At 30.0% G+C, this 18353-nt stretch carries 18 protein-coding genes, 1 tRNA gene and 1 other RNA gene; 18 read left to right on the forward strand and 2 right to left on the reverse strand.

Going from position 1 to position 18353, the window contains the following annotated elements; all coding sequences use genetic code 11:
• The first annotated feature begins 56 nt into the window (after positions 1-56).
• The 5 genes from SAR11G3_RS03470 (at position 57) to SAR11G3_RS03490 (ending at position 5219) form a co-directional block, all read left to right on the forward strand.
• Positions 57-518 (forward strand): GatB/YqeY domain-containing protein, encoded by a 462-nt coding sequence (locus SAR11G3_RS03470; protein ID WP_013695381.1) that lies wholly within the window; start codon positions 57-59, stop codon positions 516-518.
• Positions 518-2275 (forward strand): DNA primase, encoded by a 1758-nt coding sequence (dnaG, locus tag SAR11G3_RS03475; protein ID WP_013695382.1) that lies wholly within the window; start codon positions 518-520, stop codon positions 2273-2275. Before SAR11G3_RS03470 ends, dnaG begins: the two co-directional genes overlap by 1 nt.
• Before the next feature lie 51 nt (positions 2276-2326).
• Complete coding sequence (gene rpoD, locus SAR11G3_RS03480; RefSeq protein WP_013695383.1) at positions 2327-4192, forward strand: RNA polymerase sigma factor RpoD; 1866 nt, start codon at positions 2327-2329, stop codon at positions 4190-4192.
• A gap of 41 nt (positions 4193-4233) precedes the next feature.
• A tRNA-Ile gene (locus SAR11G3_RS03485) sits at positions 4234-4310 on the forward strand.
• Positions 4311-4316: 6 nt separating this feature from the next.
• The gene (locus SAR11G3_RS03490; protein ID WP_013695384.1) at positions 4317-5219 is read left to right on the forward strand and encodes a DMT family transporter; all 903 of its coding nucleotides are present in this window, start codon (positions 4317-4319) and stop codon (positions 5217-5219) included.
• Here the strand turns inward: SAR11G3_RS03490 and SAR11G3_RS03495 are convergent.
• A complete protein-coding gene (locus SAR11G3_RS03495) occupies positions 5216-5806 on the reverse strand; it encodes an MlaC/ttg2D family ABC transporter substrate-binding protein (RefSeq protein ID WP_013695385.1) in 591 nt (196 codons plus the stop codon). The genes SAR11G3_RS03490 and SAR11G3_RS03495 overlap by 4 nt on opposite strands.
• 18 nt (positions 5807-5824) lie before the next feature.
• Positions 5825-6559 (reverse strand): MlaA family lipoprotein, encoded by a 735-nt coding sequence (locus SAR11G3_RS03500; RefSeq protein ID WP_013695386.1) that lies wholly within the window; start codon positions 6557-6559, stop codon positions 5825-5827.
• 63 nt (positions 6560-6622) lie between these two features.
• On the opposite strand from SAR11G3_RS03500, the gene SAR11G3_RS03505 reads away from it, so the two are divergent.
• The 13 genes from SAR11G3_RS03505 to SAR11G3_RS07690 all read left to right on the forward strand — a co-directional run bounded on the left by SAR11G3_RS03505 (position 6623) and on the right by SAR11G3_RS07690 (position 18350).
• Complete coding sequence (locus SAR11G3_RS03505) at positions 6623-7096, forward strand: N-acetylmuramoyl-L-alanine amidase (protein ID WP_013695387.1); 474 nt, start codon at positions 6623-6625, stop codon at positions 7094-7096.
• Positions 7097-7128: 32 nt separating this feature from the next.
• An RNA gene (rnpB, locus tag SAR11G3_RS07055) (RNase P RNA component class A) lies at positions 7129-7487 on the forward strand.
• 130 nt (positions 7488-7617) lie between these two features.
• Complete coding sequence (gene mraZ, locus SAR11G3_RS03510; protein ID WP_013695388.1) at positions 7618-8067, forward strand: division/cell wall cluster transcriptional repressor MraZ; 450 nt, start codon at positions 7618-7620, stop codon at positions 8065-8067.
• A 17-nt stretch (positions 8068-8084) separates the two neighbouring features.
• The gene (gene ftsZ / locus SAR11G3_RS03515; RefSeq protein WP_013695389.1) at positions 8085-9605 is read left to right on the forward strand and encodes a cell division protein FtsZ; all 1521 of its coding nucleotides are present in this window, start codon (positions 8085-8087) and stop codon (positions 9603-9605) included.
• Positions 9606-9654: 49 nt separating this feature from the next.
• Positions 9655-10635 (forward strand): 16S rRNA (cytosine(1402)-N(4))-methyltransferase RsmH, encoded by a 981-nt coding sequence (rsmH, locus tag SAR11G3_RS03520; RefSeq protein WP_237697313.1) that lies wholly within the window; start codon positions 9655-9657, stop codon positions 10633-10635.
• A complete protein-coding gene (locus SAR11G3_RS03525) occupies positions 10628-10897 on the forward strand; it encodes a hypothetical protein (RefSeq protein WP_013695391.1) in 270 nt (89 codons plus the stop codon). Before rsmH ends, SAR11G3_RS03525 begins: the two co-directional genes overlap by 8 nt.
• Entirely contained in the window at positions 10884-12566 is a 1683-nt protein-coding gene (locus tag SAR11G3_RS03530) for a peptidoglycan D,D-transpeptidase FtsI family protein (protein WP_013695392.1), read from the forward strand. Before SAR11G3_RS03525 ends, SAR11G3_RS03530 begins: the two co-directional genes overlap by 14 nt.
• Entirely contained in the window at positions 12541-13935 is a 1395-nt protein-coding gene (locus SAR11G3_RS03535; protein ID WP_013695393.1) for a UDP-N-acetylmuramoyl-L-alanyl-D-glutamate--2,6-diaminopimelate ligase, read from the forward strand. The genes SAR11G3_RS03530 and SAR11G3_RS03535 overlap by 26 nt, the downstream gene beginning before the upstream one ends.
• The gene (locus tag SAR11G3_RS06970) at positions 13936-14733 is read left to right on the forward strand and encodes a Mur ligase family protein (RefSeq protein WP_013695394.1); all 798 of its coding nucleotides are present in this window, start codon (positions 13936-13938) and stop codon (positions 14731-14733) included.
• Positions 14734-14842: 109 nt separating this feature from the next.
• Positions 14843-15310: a glutamate ligase domain-containing protein gene (locus tag SAR11G3_RS06975; RefSeq protein ID WP_013695395.1), complete on the forward strand. Its 468-nt coding sequence runs from the start codon at positions 14843-14845 to the stop codon at positions 15308-15310.
• A 4-nt stretch (positions 15311-15314) separates the two neighbouring features.
• Positions 15315-16403: a phospho-N-acetylmuramoyl-pentapeptide-transferase gene (gene mraY, locus SAR11G3_RS03545; protein WP_013695396.1), complete on the forward strand. Its 1089-nt coding sequence runs from the start codon at positions 15315-15317 to the stop codon at positions 16401-16403.
• Positions 16403-17689, forward strand: a complete 1287-nt coding sequence (murD, locus tag SAR11G3_RS03550; protein WP_013695397.1) for a UDP-N-acetylmuramoyl-L-alanine--D-glutamate ligase — start codon at positions 16403-16405, stop codon at positions 17687-17689. Before mraY ends, murD begins: the two co-directional genes overlap by 1 nt.
• Positions 17682-18350, forward strand: coding sequence for an FtsW/RodA/SpoVE family cell cycle protein (locus tag SAR11G3_RS07690; protein WP_013695398.1), 669 nt, complete (start codon positions 17682-17684; stop codon positions 18348-18350). Before murD ends, SAR11G3_RS07690 begins: the two co-directional genes overlap by 8 nt.
• Positions 18351-18353 lie beyond the last annotated feature (3 nt).

The following is an 18353-nucleotide window of genomic DNA, read 5'->3' on the forward strand; positions in this document are numbered from 1 at the left end:
AAAAGACTTAAACTCGTCAAGCAAGTAAAGTAGAATAGTGTATAAAAAAAATTCCAATGTCAGAAATATTTAAAAAAATAAACCTATCTCTCAACGATGCAATTAAAGCAAAAAATTCTGATCGAGTTTTAACATTAAGATCCATAGTGTCTCAAAAAAAAGACAAAGAAATTGAGCTTAGAACAGAAGATCAAAAAGAAGTTTCAGATGCAGATATAACAAATATTCTAAATAAGATGATGAAGCAAAGAAAAGAATCTATTGAAATGTATGAAAAGGGAGCAAGGAAGGATCTAATAGAAAAAGAAAAATCAGAAATTGCAATTATAGAAGAATTTTTACCTGAGCAAATGGGTGATGACGAAGTTATAAAAGTTTGCAAAGAAGCCATTGCAGAATCTTCCGCTCAAAGCATAAGAGACATGGGAAAAGTAATGCAGGTTTTGAAAAGTAAGTATTTAGGAAAAATGGACTTTGCAAAAGCAGGAAAGATTTTAAAAGAACAGCTACAAGGATAATGAAGTATCCAAAATCATATCTTGAAGAAATTAGACAAAGACTAAAAGTATCAGATGTTGTTGGGTCTACAGTTAAGCTCACGAAGAGAGGCAAGGAATTTGTAGGATTGTCTCCGTTCACCAATGAAAAAACACCTTCCTTCACAGTTAATGATGAAAAAGGTTTTTATCATTGTTTCAGCAGTGGTGAACATGGAGGTATTTTTGATTTTTTAACAAAAATTGAAAAACTTACTTTTGGTGACGCAGTCAGAAGATTGGCTTCCAAAGCAGGAATGTCAGAATATAAATTTTCAAAATTAGATGTGGAAACTGAAAAAAAAGTAAAACGATCTGAAAAAATTTTTCAATTATTTTTCAATTATTGCCACAAAAATATTTTTACAGAAGAAAACAAAAATCATTTAGATTATCTATTAAATAGATCTTTAAAAAAAGCTACTATAGAAAATTTTCAATTAGGTTTTTGTGATGATGGCAGTCGTGCAAGTAATCATTTTTTAAAACTTGGATATCACGAAAAGGAATTGATTGAGACAGGGTTATTTTATTTACACGAGCAAAAAAATATTTTAATTCCAAGGTTTAAAAATAGAATTATTTTTCCTATCAAGAATTTATTTGGAGAGTTTATTGGTTGCGGTGGAAGAACAGTGCTGTCTTCAGTTCCAGCAAAATATATCAATTCTCCAGAAACTATTTTTTTTAAAAAAGGAAATAACCTATACAATTTTAATAATGCTAAAAGTGAAAATAAAAATACAGATTATCTTTTAATCGTCGAAGGATATATGGATGTAGTTAGTCTATACAATCATGATATCAAAAATGTTTGTGCATCCTTGGGAACTGCCATTACTGACAACCAGATAAACCTAGCATGGAGAAACTTTAAAAATATAATTATTTGCTTTGATGGAGATAAGAGTGGTTTTGCTGCTGCTTACCGCGCAGCAGAAAAGCTTATCAAAATATCAAAAGCAAATCATACGGTTTCATTTATGATCATGCCCCAAGGTCTAGATCCAGATGACTATGTTGGTAAGTTTGGAAAAGATGGCTTTACCAGTTTAGTTAAGAAAAAAAAAGACATTACAGAATTTGTATTTGAATATGCCACTAAACAACTACAAGATTACAGCGCCTCCTCACTTGCGGATTTAGAAAAAAGACTAATGGATATTGCAGATACAATTGAAGATGTGATTATCAAAAAGTACTATAAAGGCTTTTTCAAAAATAAAATTTTTGAAAATCTAATTAAAAAAAATAAAAACAAGCTCAATAAGTTTCAGCTCTCTAGTAAGTTTGATATTGATAGATTGGAAATGTCGGAGTTAGAAGTGAAGGAATTTTCTTTATGCCAGCTATTAATTAAATTTCCAGAAATGTCGGAAAAAAATATAGAAAGAATATCAGAAATAGATCTCAGTCTAGAGCTTACTAAAAAAATCCGTACCGCTCTTCTGGATATTTCTCTCAATGGAGATAATTGCAATTATGAAAAAATAAAAGAAATTTTGCTTGGTGCTAATATTCAAAATATAGACACTTTTTTGAAATTTGTGGATGCAAATTCTTTTATGACCAATGTTGATTCTGATACATTTGTAAGCCTAATTGAAGACTATGAGCTACAATTGAAAAAAATTCAAAAAGATAAGAAAATAGAGGAATTGGAAAAATCATTTTCTTCCAATATGAGCGAACAGGCTTTGAATGAGCTAATTTCACTTAAAAACAGCAATAATTTATAGATTTATCTTTTCAAATTTTGAAAAAAAAATATAAGTTCCCAAAGGAAAAACGTGGAAAAATTAATATCCAAATCATTTGAACGACTAATGGAAAAAGGCCTTAGCAGGGGCTTTATTACCTATGAGGAATTGCAAAAATCTTTAGGTAAAAGAAATGCAAATGTTGAAAGTTTAGAAAAATCTGTTTTACATATATTTGATCAAGCAATTTGTTTTGTTAAGAAAAAATCGGATTTTAAAGTTAAAAAACTAGAATCTGAGACATCTAAGCAGCCAAAAAATCAAGATAGAAGTGACGACCCTATTAGAATGTATCTTCGTGAAATGGGTGGAGTGGAATTATTATCGAGAGAAGGTGAGATTGCAATTGCAAAAAGAATAGAGTCTGGAAAATATGTAATGGTGAGCTCTTTGTCAGAAAGTCCGGTTACAGCTAAAAAAATATTTGAGTGGGAAGAAAGACTAATCAATAACGAGATGTTAGTCAGGGATATTATTGATCTTGACACCAATTTTCTAGATGATGATAAATTAAAAAAATCAATTAAAGAAAAAAAAGAAAAAGAAGAGAAATTAAAGAAAAAAGAATCTAAGGAAAAAGGTGAAGAAACCAATACTACGACCGCTGATATTGTAGATGATGATGATGAGTTCAATATTTCTTTAGCTTCTTTAGAAATTGAACTAAAACCAAAGATTTTAAAAACTTTTGAAAATATCTCAAAAAATTATAGAAAATTAATAGCCTATCAAGAAGAGAGCTTGCAATGCATATTAAGCAGTCAAAAATTTTCCGACAGCAAGAAGAAAAATTACGAAAAAATTAAAAAAGAAATTATGGAAGAGATGCTTGGTTTGCAATTCAATCAAGTAACCCAAGAAGATCTCGTCGCTTTAAATTATAATGAAAACAAAAAAGCAATCAATTTAGACGGGGATTTAATGCGTGCGGCTCTTAAATATGGAATTTCAAGAGATGATTTTATTAAATTTTATGTTGGCAACGAACTAAATCCTAATTTTGAATCTTTTTTAAGTGGAGATAAAAATTGGTCTAAATTTTTTAAGAACGAACAAAAATTATTTAAGATTTCAAGAGAAAAACTCACCGACTTAAGTAAAAATATTGGAATTTCTATTTCAGATTTTAAAATTTTAGTAAATAAAATTAAAAAAGGTGAAAGAGAGTCGAGAATTGCAAAGAAAGAAATGATCGAAGCCAATTTGAGATTGGTAATTTCTATTGCAAAAAAATATACTAATCGAGGACTTCAATTTCTAGACTTAATTCAAGAAGGAAATATTGGTTTAATGAAAGCCGTTGATAAATTTGAGTATAGAAGGGGTTATAAATTTTCAACTTATGCAACTTGGTGGATTAGACAGGCAATAACTAGATCCATTGCTGATCAAGCACGAACGATCAGGATTCCAGTTCACATGATAGAAACAATTAATAAAATTGTAAGAACTTCTAGACAAATGATGAGCGAATATGGAAGAGAGCCTACACCAGAAGAGCTATCTAAAAAATTAGCAATGCCTTTGGAAAAAGTTAGAAAAGTTCTTAAAATTGCAAAAGAGCCAATTTCACTAGAAACTCCAGTAGGAGATGAGGATGATAGTAGTTTAGGAGATTTTATTGAGGATACCAATGCCTTGATTCCTGTAGACGCAGCAATTCAAACAGGATTAAAAAATTCAACCACAAAAGTTTTGGCATCTCTTACTCCAAGAGAAGAGAGGGTATTGAGGATGAGATTTGGTATTGGAATGAATACTGACCACACCTTGGAAGAAGTTGGGCAACAATTCTCTGTTACCCGAGAGCGAATTAGACAAATCGAAGCTAAGGCTCTTAGAAAGCTTAAGCATCCAAGCAGATCAAGACAGCTAAAAAGTTTTTTAGATAATTAATCTGTTTTTCTTTTTTTTAAGAGGTGGTATAAAAAATTTAAGGGCCTGTAGCTCAGTTGGTTAGAGCCCCCCGCTCATAACGGGGTTGTCCGGGGTTCAAATCCCTGCGGGCCCACCAAAGTTCATGAAGAAACCTAATTTTCAAAGCTATTTATTACTTTTCATTCTTGCTGCCATATGGGGGTCAGCTTTTTTTAACTACAAAATCGTCCTAAGAAGTTTTGATATTTTTATTTTAGCTTCCGGAAGGTTGTTTTTTGCAAGTATATTTTCCATTGCTATTTCAGTATTTTTTTTAAGTTCTGTAAAATTAAAAGATTTTTATTCCAGAGATTTTTATTGGTTTTTGTTAATTGGATTAATAAATTACGCTATTCCTTTTGTGTTCATTGCGATCGGTATTGATAAAATGAGCAGTGGGTTGGCTGCATTGCTTATGTCGGCCGGACCTTTTTATGCGATAATCCTGTCCCATTTTCTTACTGATGATAAGTTTAATAGATTTAAATTTATAGGAACTTGTATTGGTTTTTTGAGTGTTTCAATTTTAGTCTACGACCAAATATATATTACTGAAAATACTAATTTAATTTCTGTTTTGTTTGTGATGGGGGCGTCATTTTTTTATATTATTGGAGGCCTGATCATAAAAAAAATTACTACCAGATATAACAATGAAACCATAACTTGCTTTTCTATGATATGGGCAACTTTATTATTAGCTCCGCTTACTTTTTATTTTAACCCCAATCTAATTGGAATGACATTTCATATAGAAAGTTTTTATAGCCTAATTTATCTGGGAATTGTTTCAACTGCGATTGCTTTTTACATAAGAGCAAAACTAATTATTAATAATGGATTAGTGTTTATGTCCCAAGTTTCACTACTTCTACCAATTTTCGGTGTTTTTTTTAGCTATCTTTTTTTAAAAGAAGCATTTTACCCAAGCATGGCAATCTCATTGGTATTTTTGATTATGGGCCTATTTATTTTGCAAAAAGGATATAAAAAAACTAAGCCTTAGTTATTCGTAATATATTCATTTAGACTTTGAATCAGTCCTTCAAACTTTTTATTAGCAATAATGGAAGCAAATTCTTCTCTTTGGGTTCTGGCCAAGCTCAATCCTTCCACAACTAAGTCTCGTATAATTAAATTACCATCCACTAAAAAAACTCTCCAATTAACAGCAATTTCCTGCTTATCTTTTAAAGATACAATTTTAGAGTTAACCAGAACGTAATTATCGCTAATTTTTTTAGAACCCGTTACTTTCACTTCTTGGTCTGAGTAATCCTTAAGTTTATTGGATAGGTTTTTGGAAAAAAAAACTTTAAAAGTAGAGACAAATTCAGAAATTTGCTTATCAGAAAGATTTTTTCTCTCCTGCCCAAGCGTGTATTTTGCTAGACCTGCCACATCAACTGCATTGAGGGCTAATTTTTCTAACTGTTCTCTCTTATCTTTATCGCTAATAGCATTATTAAGAATGATTTTTTTTGCATTTTGGGTTGTTTCTAAAATAAAATTTTCAGCATTCTTTTCAAAAGCAAAACTGATATTTGAAAAAAATAAAATTAATGTAAATGATAATGCTATTTTTTTTATCATATATTGAAATTAGTTTTTTTATTTAAAATTTTTCCACTCATCTTCTGATCCGGATGAATTGGAAATAAGATTTTCTCTTTTTTGTAAATATAAACTTCTAACAGTAGAATACAAATCTACAGAATTTTTTTCTAAGCTTTCGAAATTTTTTAAATTTTTCGCTCTAAAATCTACGTTATCAAATCCTCTTTCCACGTAATAAGTGCTATCTCCAAAATTCTCATCTAAAACTGTCTGGTCCCCAACTGTTGTTAAGTAAAAAGGATCAAGTAATGAATTGGCAACTTTTCCCATGGCATCTCTAGTTGTGCTTGGCCCAAAAAGAGGAAGCATTAGATAGCAACCACTTCCTACGCCCCAAAAGCCCAAGGTTTGTCCATAGTCTTCTTGGTCAATTTTTTTAAATCCTAATTTTTCAGCCGGGTCAAATATTCCTAAAATTCCAACCGTTGTATTTATTAAAAACCGCCCACTATCATTGTAGAAATTTTTATAATTTCCTTGCAATAAGTGATTTGGAATAGTTACAGTATGCGAAACATTAGACGTTACGTTTCTTACTCCCTTTTGAATTACATTCGGAAGGTAGGAGTATCCTTTCGCAACTGGTTTAAATATAGTTCTATCTAGTCCCTGATTAAGAGAAAAAACAGCCCTATTGATTTTTTCAAAACAATCCTTAGTTTCTGCAAATGAATCATTTGCAGATGTTAGAATAAAAGCTGACAATAGTATTTTAGTTAATAATTTCATTTTTTCTTATGTTTTTTTTAACTATATAGGTATTTATAAATTAATTTAAACATATAAATTATAATGAAATTTGTAAAAATTCCATCTTTTAACTTTGATAAAATGCAGGCAAGGCCCTTGAAGTATATAATTATTCATTATACTGGAATGAAATCTCAAAAAGTAGCTATAAAAAGATTACAATCAAAGGTTGCAAAAGTCAGCACTCATTATTTAATATCCAAAAGAGGAGTTACTTACCAAATGGTTAGGGACCAACACGTAGCTTGGCATGCTGGAAAATCAAAATGGGGGAATGATAAAAATTTAAATTTAAACTCCATAGGAATTGAGTTGGTCAATAAGGGAGATGAAAAATTCCCATTTTTGCAGATAAAAAGTTTATGCATGCTCATAAAATACCTAAAAAATAAGCATAAAATTCACAAAAAATACGTTCTTGGACATTCCCACATTGCCCCAGGAAGAAAGGCCGATCCAGGCATTCATTTTCCTTGGAAAAAATTAGCTAATCAAAAATTATCTAACAACCATTGAATTTATTAATTTTTTTGACTATATAACAATTGCTAGTTGGTTGAATGATAGCTTTTAACTTAGGTTAAAAGAGGAAAGTCTGGGCTCCATAGGAAAAAGTACCAGGTAATTCCTGGCAAGAGTGATCTTAGGGATAGTGCCACAGAAAATAAACCGCCTAATCAAGGCAAGGGTGAAAAGGTGAGGTAAGAGCTTACCGGTTTTTTAGCAATAAAAAACGCATGGAAAACCCTACTTGGAGCAAGACCAAATAGGAGTAGCGTAGTTAATTTATTAACTAAATTTCCTAAATTAGCTACTCGGGTTGGTTGCTTGAGCTACTTGGTGACAAGTAGCCTAGAGAAATTATCATTTTAAATGACAAAACCCAGCTTACAGGCCAACTAGCAAAAAACTCAATATTTTTTCAAAATAAGAACAAAAATAGAACAACTTGCAATTGAATTAATCCAATTGACTATTTTTAAAAATACCATACAAACCCATAATATCCCATATGGGAATAAAAATGAAATTTAAAAATGTTTATTTCTACATTCGAAAACAGATTAGACAAAAAAGGAAGGGTATCCGTGCCTGCAACATTTAGATCTCATTTATCAAGCCTGGGTTATAACGGTGTGGTTTGCTACCCATCTTTTACAAACTCTTCAATTGAATTTTGTCCGCAGAGTAGAATCGAAAAGATTATGGAAACTATCGACAATCTGAATCCTTTTGAAGAAAATAGAGATGTTTTTTCAACTTCTATTTTGGCAAACAGTCACCAATTAAATTTTGATACTGAAGGAAGAGTTACGTTAACAGAAAAATTAATCAAACATACAGGTGTGAAGGAAAAAGTTTTATTTGTAGGTCAGGGAAAAACTTTTCAGATGTGGGAACCTTTGCAATTTAGAAAGTTTAGCGATGAAGCTAGAAAAAAAGCAAAATCTGAAAGATCTAGCTTGAAATGGAATCAAAACAATTAAACCAAGGGAGATAAAACATGACAATTAATATAACAGCGCCAGAATTAAGAGAGTTAAAGCCAAGAATCGTAGTGTTGGGGGTTGGTGGAGCAGGAGGAAATGCAATTAACAATATGCTTGATGCTCAAATCGAGGGTGTAGAATTTTTTGCAGCCAACACAGATGCCCAGGCTTTAAAAAGTAATTTTGCAGAATGTAAAATTCAACTTGGAGCAAATTTAACTCGTGGTTTAGGTGCTGGCGCTAAGGCAGATATTGGACAAGCTGCAGCAGATGAATCAATGAATGAAATTATAAATTTATTACAAGGTGCAAATATGGTTTTTGTAACTGCTGGCATGGGAGGTGGAACAGGAACTGGAGCCGCTCCTGTGATTGCTAAAGCTGCAAAAGATTTAAATATTTTGACAGTTGGAGTTGTTACAAAACCTTTTATGTTCGAAGGACCCGGAAGAATTAGAGTTGCAGAGAGAGGCTTGGAAGAACTAAGAAAATATTGTGATACTATGATTGTAATTCCAAATCAAAATCTTTTTAAAGTTGCAAATGAAAAAACGACTTTTCCAGATGCTTTCAAAATGGCAGACAATGTTTTGATGCAAGGCGTAAAAGGAATAACAGACTTAATTGTAAAACCAGGTCTAATTAATTTAGATTTTGCTGATATCGAAACAGTAATGAGCGGCATGGGTAAAGCAATGATGGGAATGGGAGAGGCAGAAGGAGAAAAAAGAGCAGTAGAAGCTGCGGAAGCTGCAGTCGCAAATCCATTAATTGATGAGTATTCTCTTAAAGGAGCCAGAGGACTATTAATTAATATAACTGGAGGCAACGACATCACTTTATTTGAAGTTGATGAAGCTGCTAACAAAATTAGAGCTGAAGTTGATCCGTCAGCTGAGATTTTAGTTGGAACAACTTTTGATGAAAATCTTGCAGGCAAATTAAGAGTGTCTATTGTTGCAACTGGTCTTAATGGAGAGGTAGCTTCAGGAAAGCCAGTAGTTAGTATGATCAGACACATACAAAATAGAAATAATGGCTATTCAAGACCGTCTACTTTTTCCGGAAGTTATTCTTCACTCCAAACTTCCTCACTACAACCAACAACAAACGGACCTACTGCTCACATGGCAACAGAAGGTGCGACTGCATTAGACATGAATAGCTATTCAAATCAAGAGATGCAGGAAACCACCGATTCTCAAATAAACAATCAACAAGTAATTCATGAAGATGCTCAAACTGAAATTACCCCCCAAGAAAATCAGCCTGAGCATTCAGAAATGAACATAGGCGAAGATTCTCTTTTTAATGAAGAGGCTCCTACTGATTTTGTGGAAGAAAGTTTTGAAAAAGTGGAGGAAGAAACTCAGCTTTTTACAAGCGACCAAGAAGTAAACAATTCAATTTCGATAGAAGAATCGTCGAATTCAGAATCTCCAGAACAATCAATGAATGAAAATTTTTCTGAATTAAATTCTGAAGATAAAAATGATTTAGAAATACCTGCTTTTTTAAGAAGACAGACAAACTAATCATTATTGAAAATTAATGTCACTGGATATGAATCCCCACTATCCAGTGATGTTAAACGAAGTCATCACCTCACTAGAGCCAAGAAGCAAAACAACCATTGTAGATTGTACCTTTGGTTGCGGTGGGTATAGCCAAAAAATATTAGAGACCTTTCCTGACTGCAAGGTCGTTGGAATTGATAGAGATCCATCTGTACAAGAATTTGCGACCATCTTAGAAAAAAAATTTAAAAATAGATTTTTTTTTATTAACGATAAGTTTAGCAACCTTGAAGAAATTATTAACAAACATAAAGATGAGATTGGGTCTTTTGTGTTTGATTTTGGAATATCTTCCTTTCAATTGGATAATCATGATAGAGGATTTTCTTTTAATTCTAACATAAAGTTAGATATGAGAATGGGTAAAAACAAAATTAGTGCTTATGAGCTTTTAAATGAAGCTTCCCTAGAAGATCTTAATAGTATCATTAAGATATTTGGAGAGGATAAAGATCACAAAAAAATTGCAAAAGAAATTGTTAGGACAAGAGATATAAAGCCAATTCATTCAACCCAAGATTTATGCAATGCAATTTTAAAAGCCAAAGGAAATAAGTATTTCAAAAAAAACCCATCTACCAAAACATTTCAGGCTATTAGAATGATTGTTAATCAGGAGCTTTCAGAAATATTTAATTCATTAACGAGAGTTATTAAAATTTGCAATCCAGACACTATAGTAACTGCGGTAACCTTCCATTCTCTTGAAGACCGAATTGTAAAAAAAATTTTTAATATCAGTAAAGATTCAGATCAAAATCCTTCTCGATACATTCCAACTACTCATCAGGAAAAAAAAGAAACATTCATTCAAAGAGTTAACAATAGGGCCTTAAAACCATCTGAGCAAGAAATCGTATCTAACCCAAGATCAAGGTCTGCCAAGTTAAGGTCTGCTACTAAAATTGGCAAGGGTACTATAAGTATGGATAGAAAGGCATTAAAAATGGAAAGACTTTTTCAATTAGAGGAAAAATACAATGCCTAAAAAATATGTAGCTAGTTTATTTTTCCTATTTCTGGGCCTCATAAGTATTCATTTTTTGAAAAATGAAACTAGAGAAATGGAGGTAAAAATAGAAAAGCTTTCTAAAAATATTTCTTATTTAAAGCAAGATTTGGAAGTGGAAAAGTTAGAGTTTTATTATCTGTCCAACCCGGAAAGAGTATCTAAATTAGCCCAAGAGTATTTACCGAAAGATTATATCTCCTTATTCCCCAATCAATTAACTATTAATGAAAAAAAATAAACAACTAAATTTGTATTTTAGTGAGCAGCCCGAGCTTGCAAAAAAAAAGAATGACGATGGCAGAAATAATATTATTATTTCTTTTTTTATTATTTTTTTTCTTATCATTTGTCTTAGATTAGTTTTTTTAGGATTTGAAAGAAAAGCTTTTGCAGGAACAAAAAATTACGAAGGCTTATTTTATGAACGCAGAGACATTGTTGATAACCAGGGGTCTATATTAGCAAAAAATATCAATACTTTTGACCTTGTTTTGAGAAAAAATAAAGTAAAAAATTTTGATAATGTCTTATTAAAAGTAAAATTAAATTTTCCAGAAGTTAATATCAAATACATAAAATCAAATTACAAAGAGAAAAATACTTTAGTTTTAAAAAAAAATCTTTCTCCATCAGATTATAATAAAATAATAAACCTAGGGGAACCCTCTTTGGAGTTATTTAAGAGAGAAATAAGAATCTACCCTCATAAAAATTTATTTGCGCATATTTTGGGAAAAACAGACTCTGATAACTATGGAATTTCCGGAATAGAAATGCATATGGATGAGCGATTAAGAGATAAATCAAAAGTAAATGTTCCTGTCGAATTGTCGTTAAATGCCAATATTCAGTATTCAATTCATGAGGAATTAACGAAAGGGGTAAATAATTTTTCAGCTATTGGCGCAGCAGCTATTTTGATGGATGCGAATACTGGAAAGATAATTTCTATAGTCTCCCTACCAGATGCAGATAACAATTTAAGAAATAGCAATGAGTTAAAAAATAATTTAAGTAGAGCCACCAAGGGTTTATATGAGCTGGGTTCTGTTTTTAAAACTTTTGCTATAGCAAGTGCATTAGAAAATAAAGCAATTGGTAAAGACACGATTTTTTTAAATCTCAGAAACAGAGTATATTGTGGTAAATTTCCCATTGATGAATATCGATGGGATAAGTCTAAGAAAGAACTTACAGTTCAACAAATATTAGTAAAGTCATCTAATATTGGAACAATCGAAATTGTAAAAAAGAATGGATTAGAAAATCAACAAAATTTTTTAGAAAATTTAGAAATTTTTGACATGCCCAGACTCGAGATACCGGAGTTATCCAAATCTAATAAAAATAGATGGGGTAAATGTAACACTTTAACCTCAGCCTATGGTCATGGGGTAAGTACAACATTATTACAATTAACAAGAGCTTATGCAGCAATTGTAAATGGAGGGGTGCTTCTAGATTCATCAATACTTTTAAATAGCAAATTAAATAAGAAAAGAGTGATTAGTAAAGAAACAAGTGTAATTATGAATCAAATGCTAAGGGCAAACGTCGATAGAAAGAACAAAACATCAGGGAGTGGGAGAAAAGCAGATATCGTCGGATATGATGTGTTGGGTAAAACTGGAACTGCACAGAAGCCATCCAAAAAAGAAAAAGGATATTCAAAAGAAATTTTAAATGTATTTGCATCAGCTTTTCCAAGCAAAAAACCCAAATACGTATTAACTGTATTGATAGATGAGCCAAAGGGGGCACCTCAAATTTGGAAGCATTCTAGAAGAGAGGCTGGATGGAACGCAGTTTATATAGCAGGTAAAATTATTCAAAAAATTGGCCCCAGTTTAGCCATAAACGATCTAGATTTACTTAACAATTATGCAAGTCATACAAAAAATAATTAATTCCAATAATTGCTCCGCAGATACCAGGACTCTGAGAAAAAGTGAAATTTTTTTTGATTTAGGAAGTAAAAGCAATAAAGACGGAGATTATTTTTTTAAAGCCTTAAAAAAAAAGCCATTATTTATTATAACTCAAAATCAAAAACGAAACCTATCTGGTAAAAATTTTATTATTGTAAAAAATATTTACTCTTTTTACGTTAAAAGCATTAGTCTGAAATTTAAAAAAAAGCCTAAGTATAAAATTGCAGTCACAGGTACTAATGGAAAAACGTCAGTAGCATTTTTTTATTATAAAATACTTAATCTACTTGGAATAAAAGTTGGTTCCATAGGAACTTTAGGAGTATTTGAGAACACAAAAAAAAGTAAAGGAAATTTAACCACTCCAGATTTTTTTTCTAATCACAAAAATCTAAATCATTTCTACAAAAAGAGAATTAACCATTCAATAATTGAAGCTTCCAGTCACGGCTTAAAACAAAATAGGTTAGAAAAGATTAATTTTGACTGTGGTATTTTCACAAATTTAACACACGATCATTTGGACTACCATCGGACTATGAAAGATTATCTAAATTCTAAATTAATCCTTTTTAAAAAACTAATTAAAAAAAATGGATTTTTAGTAACAGGGAGTGAAGTATTGGAATTTTCCCTATTGAATAAAATTTCAAAAAATAAAAAATTAAATTTATTATCTTACGGTAGAAAAGGAAATATTATAAAAATAATATCTAGTAAGCCTAATGGTCAATTTACAAAATTAAAAATAAATATTTTGGGAAAAGTCCATACCTTGAAATTAAAGTTGATTGGAAATTTTCAAATTGAAAATTTTTTAGCTGCCACACTTGCTTGCTATTCATCTGGTATTAGTTTTGAAAAAATATTTAGAATATGCTCTAGAATTGACAATCCTCCCGGCAGATTGCAGTTATTTAAAAAACAAAACAAAACTGTTATTATTGATTATGCACACACACCAGATGCCTTAGAAAAAACAATTATTGAAATTCAAAAATTTTTTAACAAAAAAATAAATATTGTCTTTGGTTGTGGTGGGGACAGGGATCATCAAAAAAGAAAAGCAATGGGAAAAATTGCATACAAATTATGTAACAAAATATATATAACCGATGATAATCCGAGGTATGAAAATGCAAGAAAAATAAGAATGCAAATTAAAGCAGGGTGCCCCAACGCAATTGTAGTTCCATCTAGAAAGCAGGCAATTAAAAGCTCTATCTCTATGCTAAATGAAGAAATCTTATTAATTGCTGGAAAAGGACACGAGGAGTTTCAGTTAATTAAGAACAAAAAAATAGCTTTTTCTGACCATCATTGCGTAACAAGATACTTAAAGTAAATGAATATTAACAGTATAGATCTTCAAAAAATTTTTAATAAAGAAATTCTTAATAAAAAAATAAATATAAATAATGTTACTATTAATAGCAAGGAGGTAACTGCCAAGTCTATTTTTTTTGCGATTAAGGGAAAAAATACTGATGGCCATTATTTTGTAAAAGAAGTAATAAAAAAAAGATCCAAAGTCATTGTTGTAAAAAATAATTTTAAAGTACCTAAAAATAATTTACATAAATTTATAAAGGTACGATCACCAATTAGATCTCTAGAAAATTTTGCAAAGTATCAAAGGCTAACATCACAAGGTAAGTTTGTGGGTATTACAGGAAGTTTTGGAAAAACAACTTTAAAATATATGCTGTCTTTTTTTCTAGAGCAATATGGGAAAACTTTCAGTTCTCCAAAATCTTTTAATAATCACTTTGGATTACCACTTTCTCTTTCCAATACTCCAAAAAATAGTCAATTTAATATTTTTGAACTAGGTATGAGCAGTTCAAGAGAAATTGATAAATTATCTCAGATATTAAGACCAGACATTGGAGTTATTACCAACATCGGTCCAGCTCATTTAAAAAATTTTAAAAACTTGAAAGCAGTTTGCTTGGCAAAAGCAGAAATTATGAATCATATCCAAGAAAATGGATACATTGTTTTAAATAAAGATGATTTTTATTTCAATACACTTTTTAAAATTGCTAATAATAAAAAATTGAAAATTATAACATTTTCTAAATCAAAAAAAGCTAATGTTCAATTATTAAAGATAATTAAAAAAAAAATAGTTATCAAATAACAGTAAAAGTTCTGAAAAAAAAATAACAATTCAAACCAACACTATTAACGATAGTTTCGTTGTAAATTTTTTAGCAACTTTATGTGTTTGCTCATATTTTAATTGTAGTTTGGAAAAAATTAAAAAAAGAGCTATTTTTTTTTTATTACCATCTGGTAGAGGAAATAAAATTATTAAAATAATTAAAGGAAAAAAAGTTCACATTATTGACGAGAGTTATAATGCCAATCCAATTTCGATGAAGAATGCTATTGAAAATTTTTCTTTATTCAATTCCCACAAAAAGAAAAAAATAGCAATAATTGGTGATATGCTTGAATTGGGTCAAAAATCTAAATTTTATCATCTTGAAGTGGCAAAGATTTTAAATAAAGCTGAAATTGATGAGATTTATTTAGTAGGTAAGGAGGTGGTTCACATTTATAATCAGCTTAAAAAAACTAAAACATGTTTCATTTCTAAAGATATTGTGCATTTTAAAAGCCTATTCCTAAAAATAGCAAATGAAAAATCTATTTTTTTGATAAAAGGATCTAATGGAATTGGATTAAATAAATTAGTAAATCAGCAAATTTAAAACTATGTTAAATTATTTTTTTTCTTATCTATCCGTTGACTATAGCTTCCTAAATGTTTTTAAATATATTACATTTAGAACTGGCGTTGCTATATTTACCTCATTAAGTGTGGTTCTTATTTTGGGTGGACCATTTATTAATTATCTAAAATCTTCAAAGCATTTTGATCAGCCCATTAGAAATGATGGTCCAATCTCACACATTATAAAAAAAGCAGGCACACCCACATTTGGAGGTGTTTTAATTATTTTTGCTGCAATATTAAGTTCTGTTCTATGGGCTGATATAAAAAATATCTATGTTCTTATCTGTCTTTTTTCAATTTTAAGCTTTTCATTAATTGGTTTTTTTGATGATTATTTAAAAATCAAAAAAAAAAATTCACAAGGTATTAAGGCAACATACAAATTCTTATTGCAAATCATTTTTGGCTTAATGATTGTTTATTTAATCAATATCTCAACCGCTGAGGATATAAGAGATATATTACACCTTCCTTTTTACAAAAATTTGGTTTTTGATCTTGGAATTTTTTATATTTTCTTTGGTGTGGTGGTAATAGTAGGCTCTTCTAATGCAGTTAATTTGACGGATGGCCTTGATGGACTGGCAACAGTACCTGTGATTCTAGTTTCATTAACCTTTATTCTTATTACCTATCTTGTTGGAAATGTTATTTTTTCTGATTATCTAAAATTAACATATATAAAAAATATAGCAGAAGTTTGTGTAGTACTGGGATCAATTGTTGGGGCAAGTTTAGGCTTTTTGTGGTTCAATGCCCCGCCAGCAAAAATTTTCATGGGTGATACTGGTTCTCTTGCATTAGGTGCTTTTTTGGGAACAGTTAGTTTAGTTTCAAAGCATGAGATAGCATTACTAATAGCCGGAGGACTTTTTGTTTTAGAGGCATCGTCAGTGATAATACAAGTGATATCTTTCAAATTGTTTGGAAAGAGAGTTTTTAGAATGGCACCTTTGCATCATCACTTTGAAAAAAAAGGCTGGGAGGAATCTACTATAGTTATACGTTTTTGGATTATTTCTGTAATTTTAGTTTTGATAGCCCTATCTAGCTTAAAACTAAGATAATGGTTTCTATTAGTAGTTTAAAAAATAAAAAAATACTTGTGTTTGGAATTGGAATTTCTGGCCAAGCCACAATTAGAAAATTACAAAAGAAAGTTAAAGATTTATCTGTGTGGGATGACAATGTAGTTCATCGCAATAGATTAAAAAAAATAACGAATATCAACCTAAATAGCAAATATTTTAAAGATTCTTTTGATTTTATAGTAATGAGTCCCGGAATTGATATTTACCAGCATTTACGTAGTTCATTTTTTATTAAAAATTTTAGTAAAATAATTACAGATGTCGACATTTTTATTAACTCAATTGATACTAATAAAAACAAAATTATTGCAATCACAGGAACAAATGGAAAATCAACTTTTTGTAAGCTCCTGTACCACGCCATCAAAGGAAAAGATAAAAACACTTTCTTGCTAGGTAATTATGGAAAGCCTGCATTAAGCTACAATTCAAAATCAATTAAGAACATATATATTCTTGAATTGTCTTCCTATCAAATTGAGTATTCTAAATTTTTAAAATTTCATGCTTGCGCAGTACTAAATATTTCACCAGATCATCTTGAGAGGCACAAAACCTTTTCAAATTATATTAATATTAAATTGAAAATATTTGACCACTTGTTACCAGGCGGTAAAGGCTTTGTTAATGAAAATTTCTCTTATAATAATCGAATTCAACCAAAAAAAAATGTAAGAAAAGTTTCTAATATAAAAACTTCTAATATTCAAAATAAATTTTTATTAAAAGAAAATTTTTTACCTAGTGTAAGTATAGTTTTTGCAGTACTGAAATTTTTAAAAATTTCAAATAAATTAATAATTAAAAGCTTTAACTCTTTTGTCCCGCTACCTCATAGACAAGAACTAATAAAAAAAATTAAAAACATTTCTTTTATTAATGATTCCAAGGCAACCAATTTTGATTCTGCAAATTTTTCTTTAAAGCATTACCAAAATATTTATTGGATTGCAGGTGGACTCGCTAAAAAAAATGATAAAGCAAAAATTGATATTGCTACCAAAAAAAAAATTGTTGGAACATATCTTATTGGAAAGAACATATCTCTATTTAAACAGGGCCTAAATATGAAAGAAAATTATCTTGTTTGCAAAACACTACCAGTCGCTATTCACAGTGCATTCAAAGATGCAAAGAGAAATAATTTTAAAAATAGCACTATATTGTTAAGTCCAGCCGCAGCTTCTTTTGATCAATTCAGAAACTTTAAAGATCGTGGGAATTTATTTAAAAAAATAGTAAAAAAAATAAAAAATGTTTAATCGACATGATAGTGGAATATTAGCTCAATGGTGGAGAAGTATAGACAAGACTTTGCTTTTTCTTGGATTGGCATTGCTCGTAGGAGGTAATCTTTTTAATTTTCTTTCCACTTCTACAATTGCTTCTGAAAAATTGTACGATAGTCGATATTTTTTATTTTATAAGCATATTTTTTTTTCATTTGTTGGACTTTCTATTTTAATTTTTTTTTCTTTTGTTAATAAAGATAAAATAAAATTATATGGAATAGCTGGATTTATTTTTTTTGTTATTTTATTAATTTTTGTTTATTTTTTTGGCGTTGAGGTCAAAGGCTCCAAAAGATGGTTGAATTTATTTTTTTTTCGAATTCAGCCTGTAGAGTTTGTGAAGCCATTTTTAATATTAGGTCTTTCATTAATTTTATCCTCCTCAAAATACTCATTAAATACAAGGTTTTTTTTAACGTTCCCTTTAGTTTTCTTTTTAGTAGCCCTTTTACTGATGCAGCCTGATTATAGTCAAAGTTTATTAATAATAACAATTTGGATGATTGTAGTTTTTACTTCTGGAATTAGTTTTTTATTTATTTCTTCGATTAGTACAATTGTAGCTGTAGTAATGATCTCAATTTTATTTTTTTTAAAGATAAATTTTTTTATATATTTGATAGGGTTGTAAGTT

The sequence above is a fragment of the Candidatus Pelagibacter sp. IMCC9063 genome (assembly GCF_000195085.1).
Lineage (GTDB): Bacteria > Pseudomonadota > Alphaproteobacteria > Pelagibacterales > Pelagibacteraceae > IMCC9063.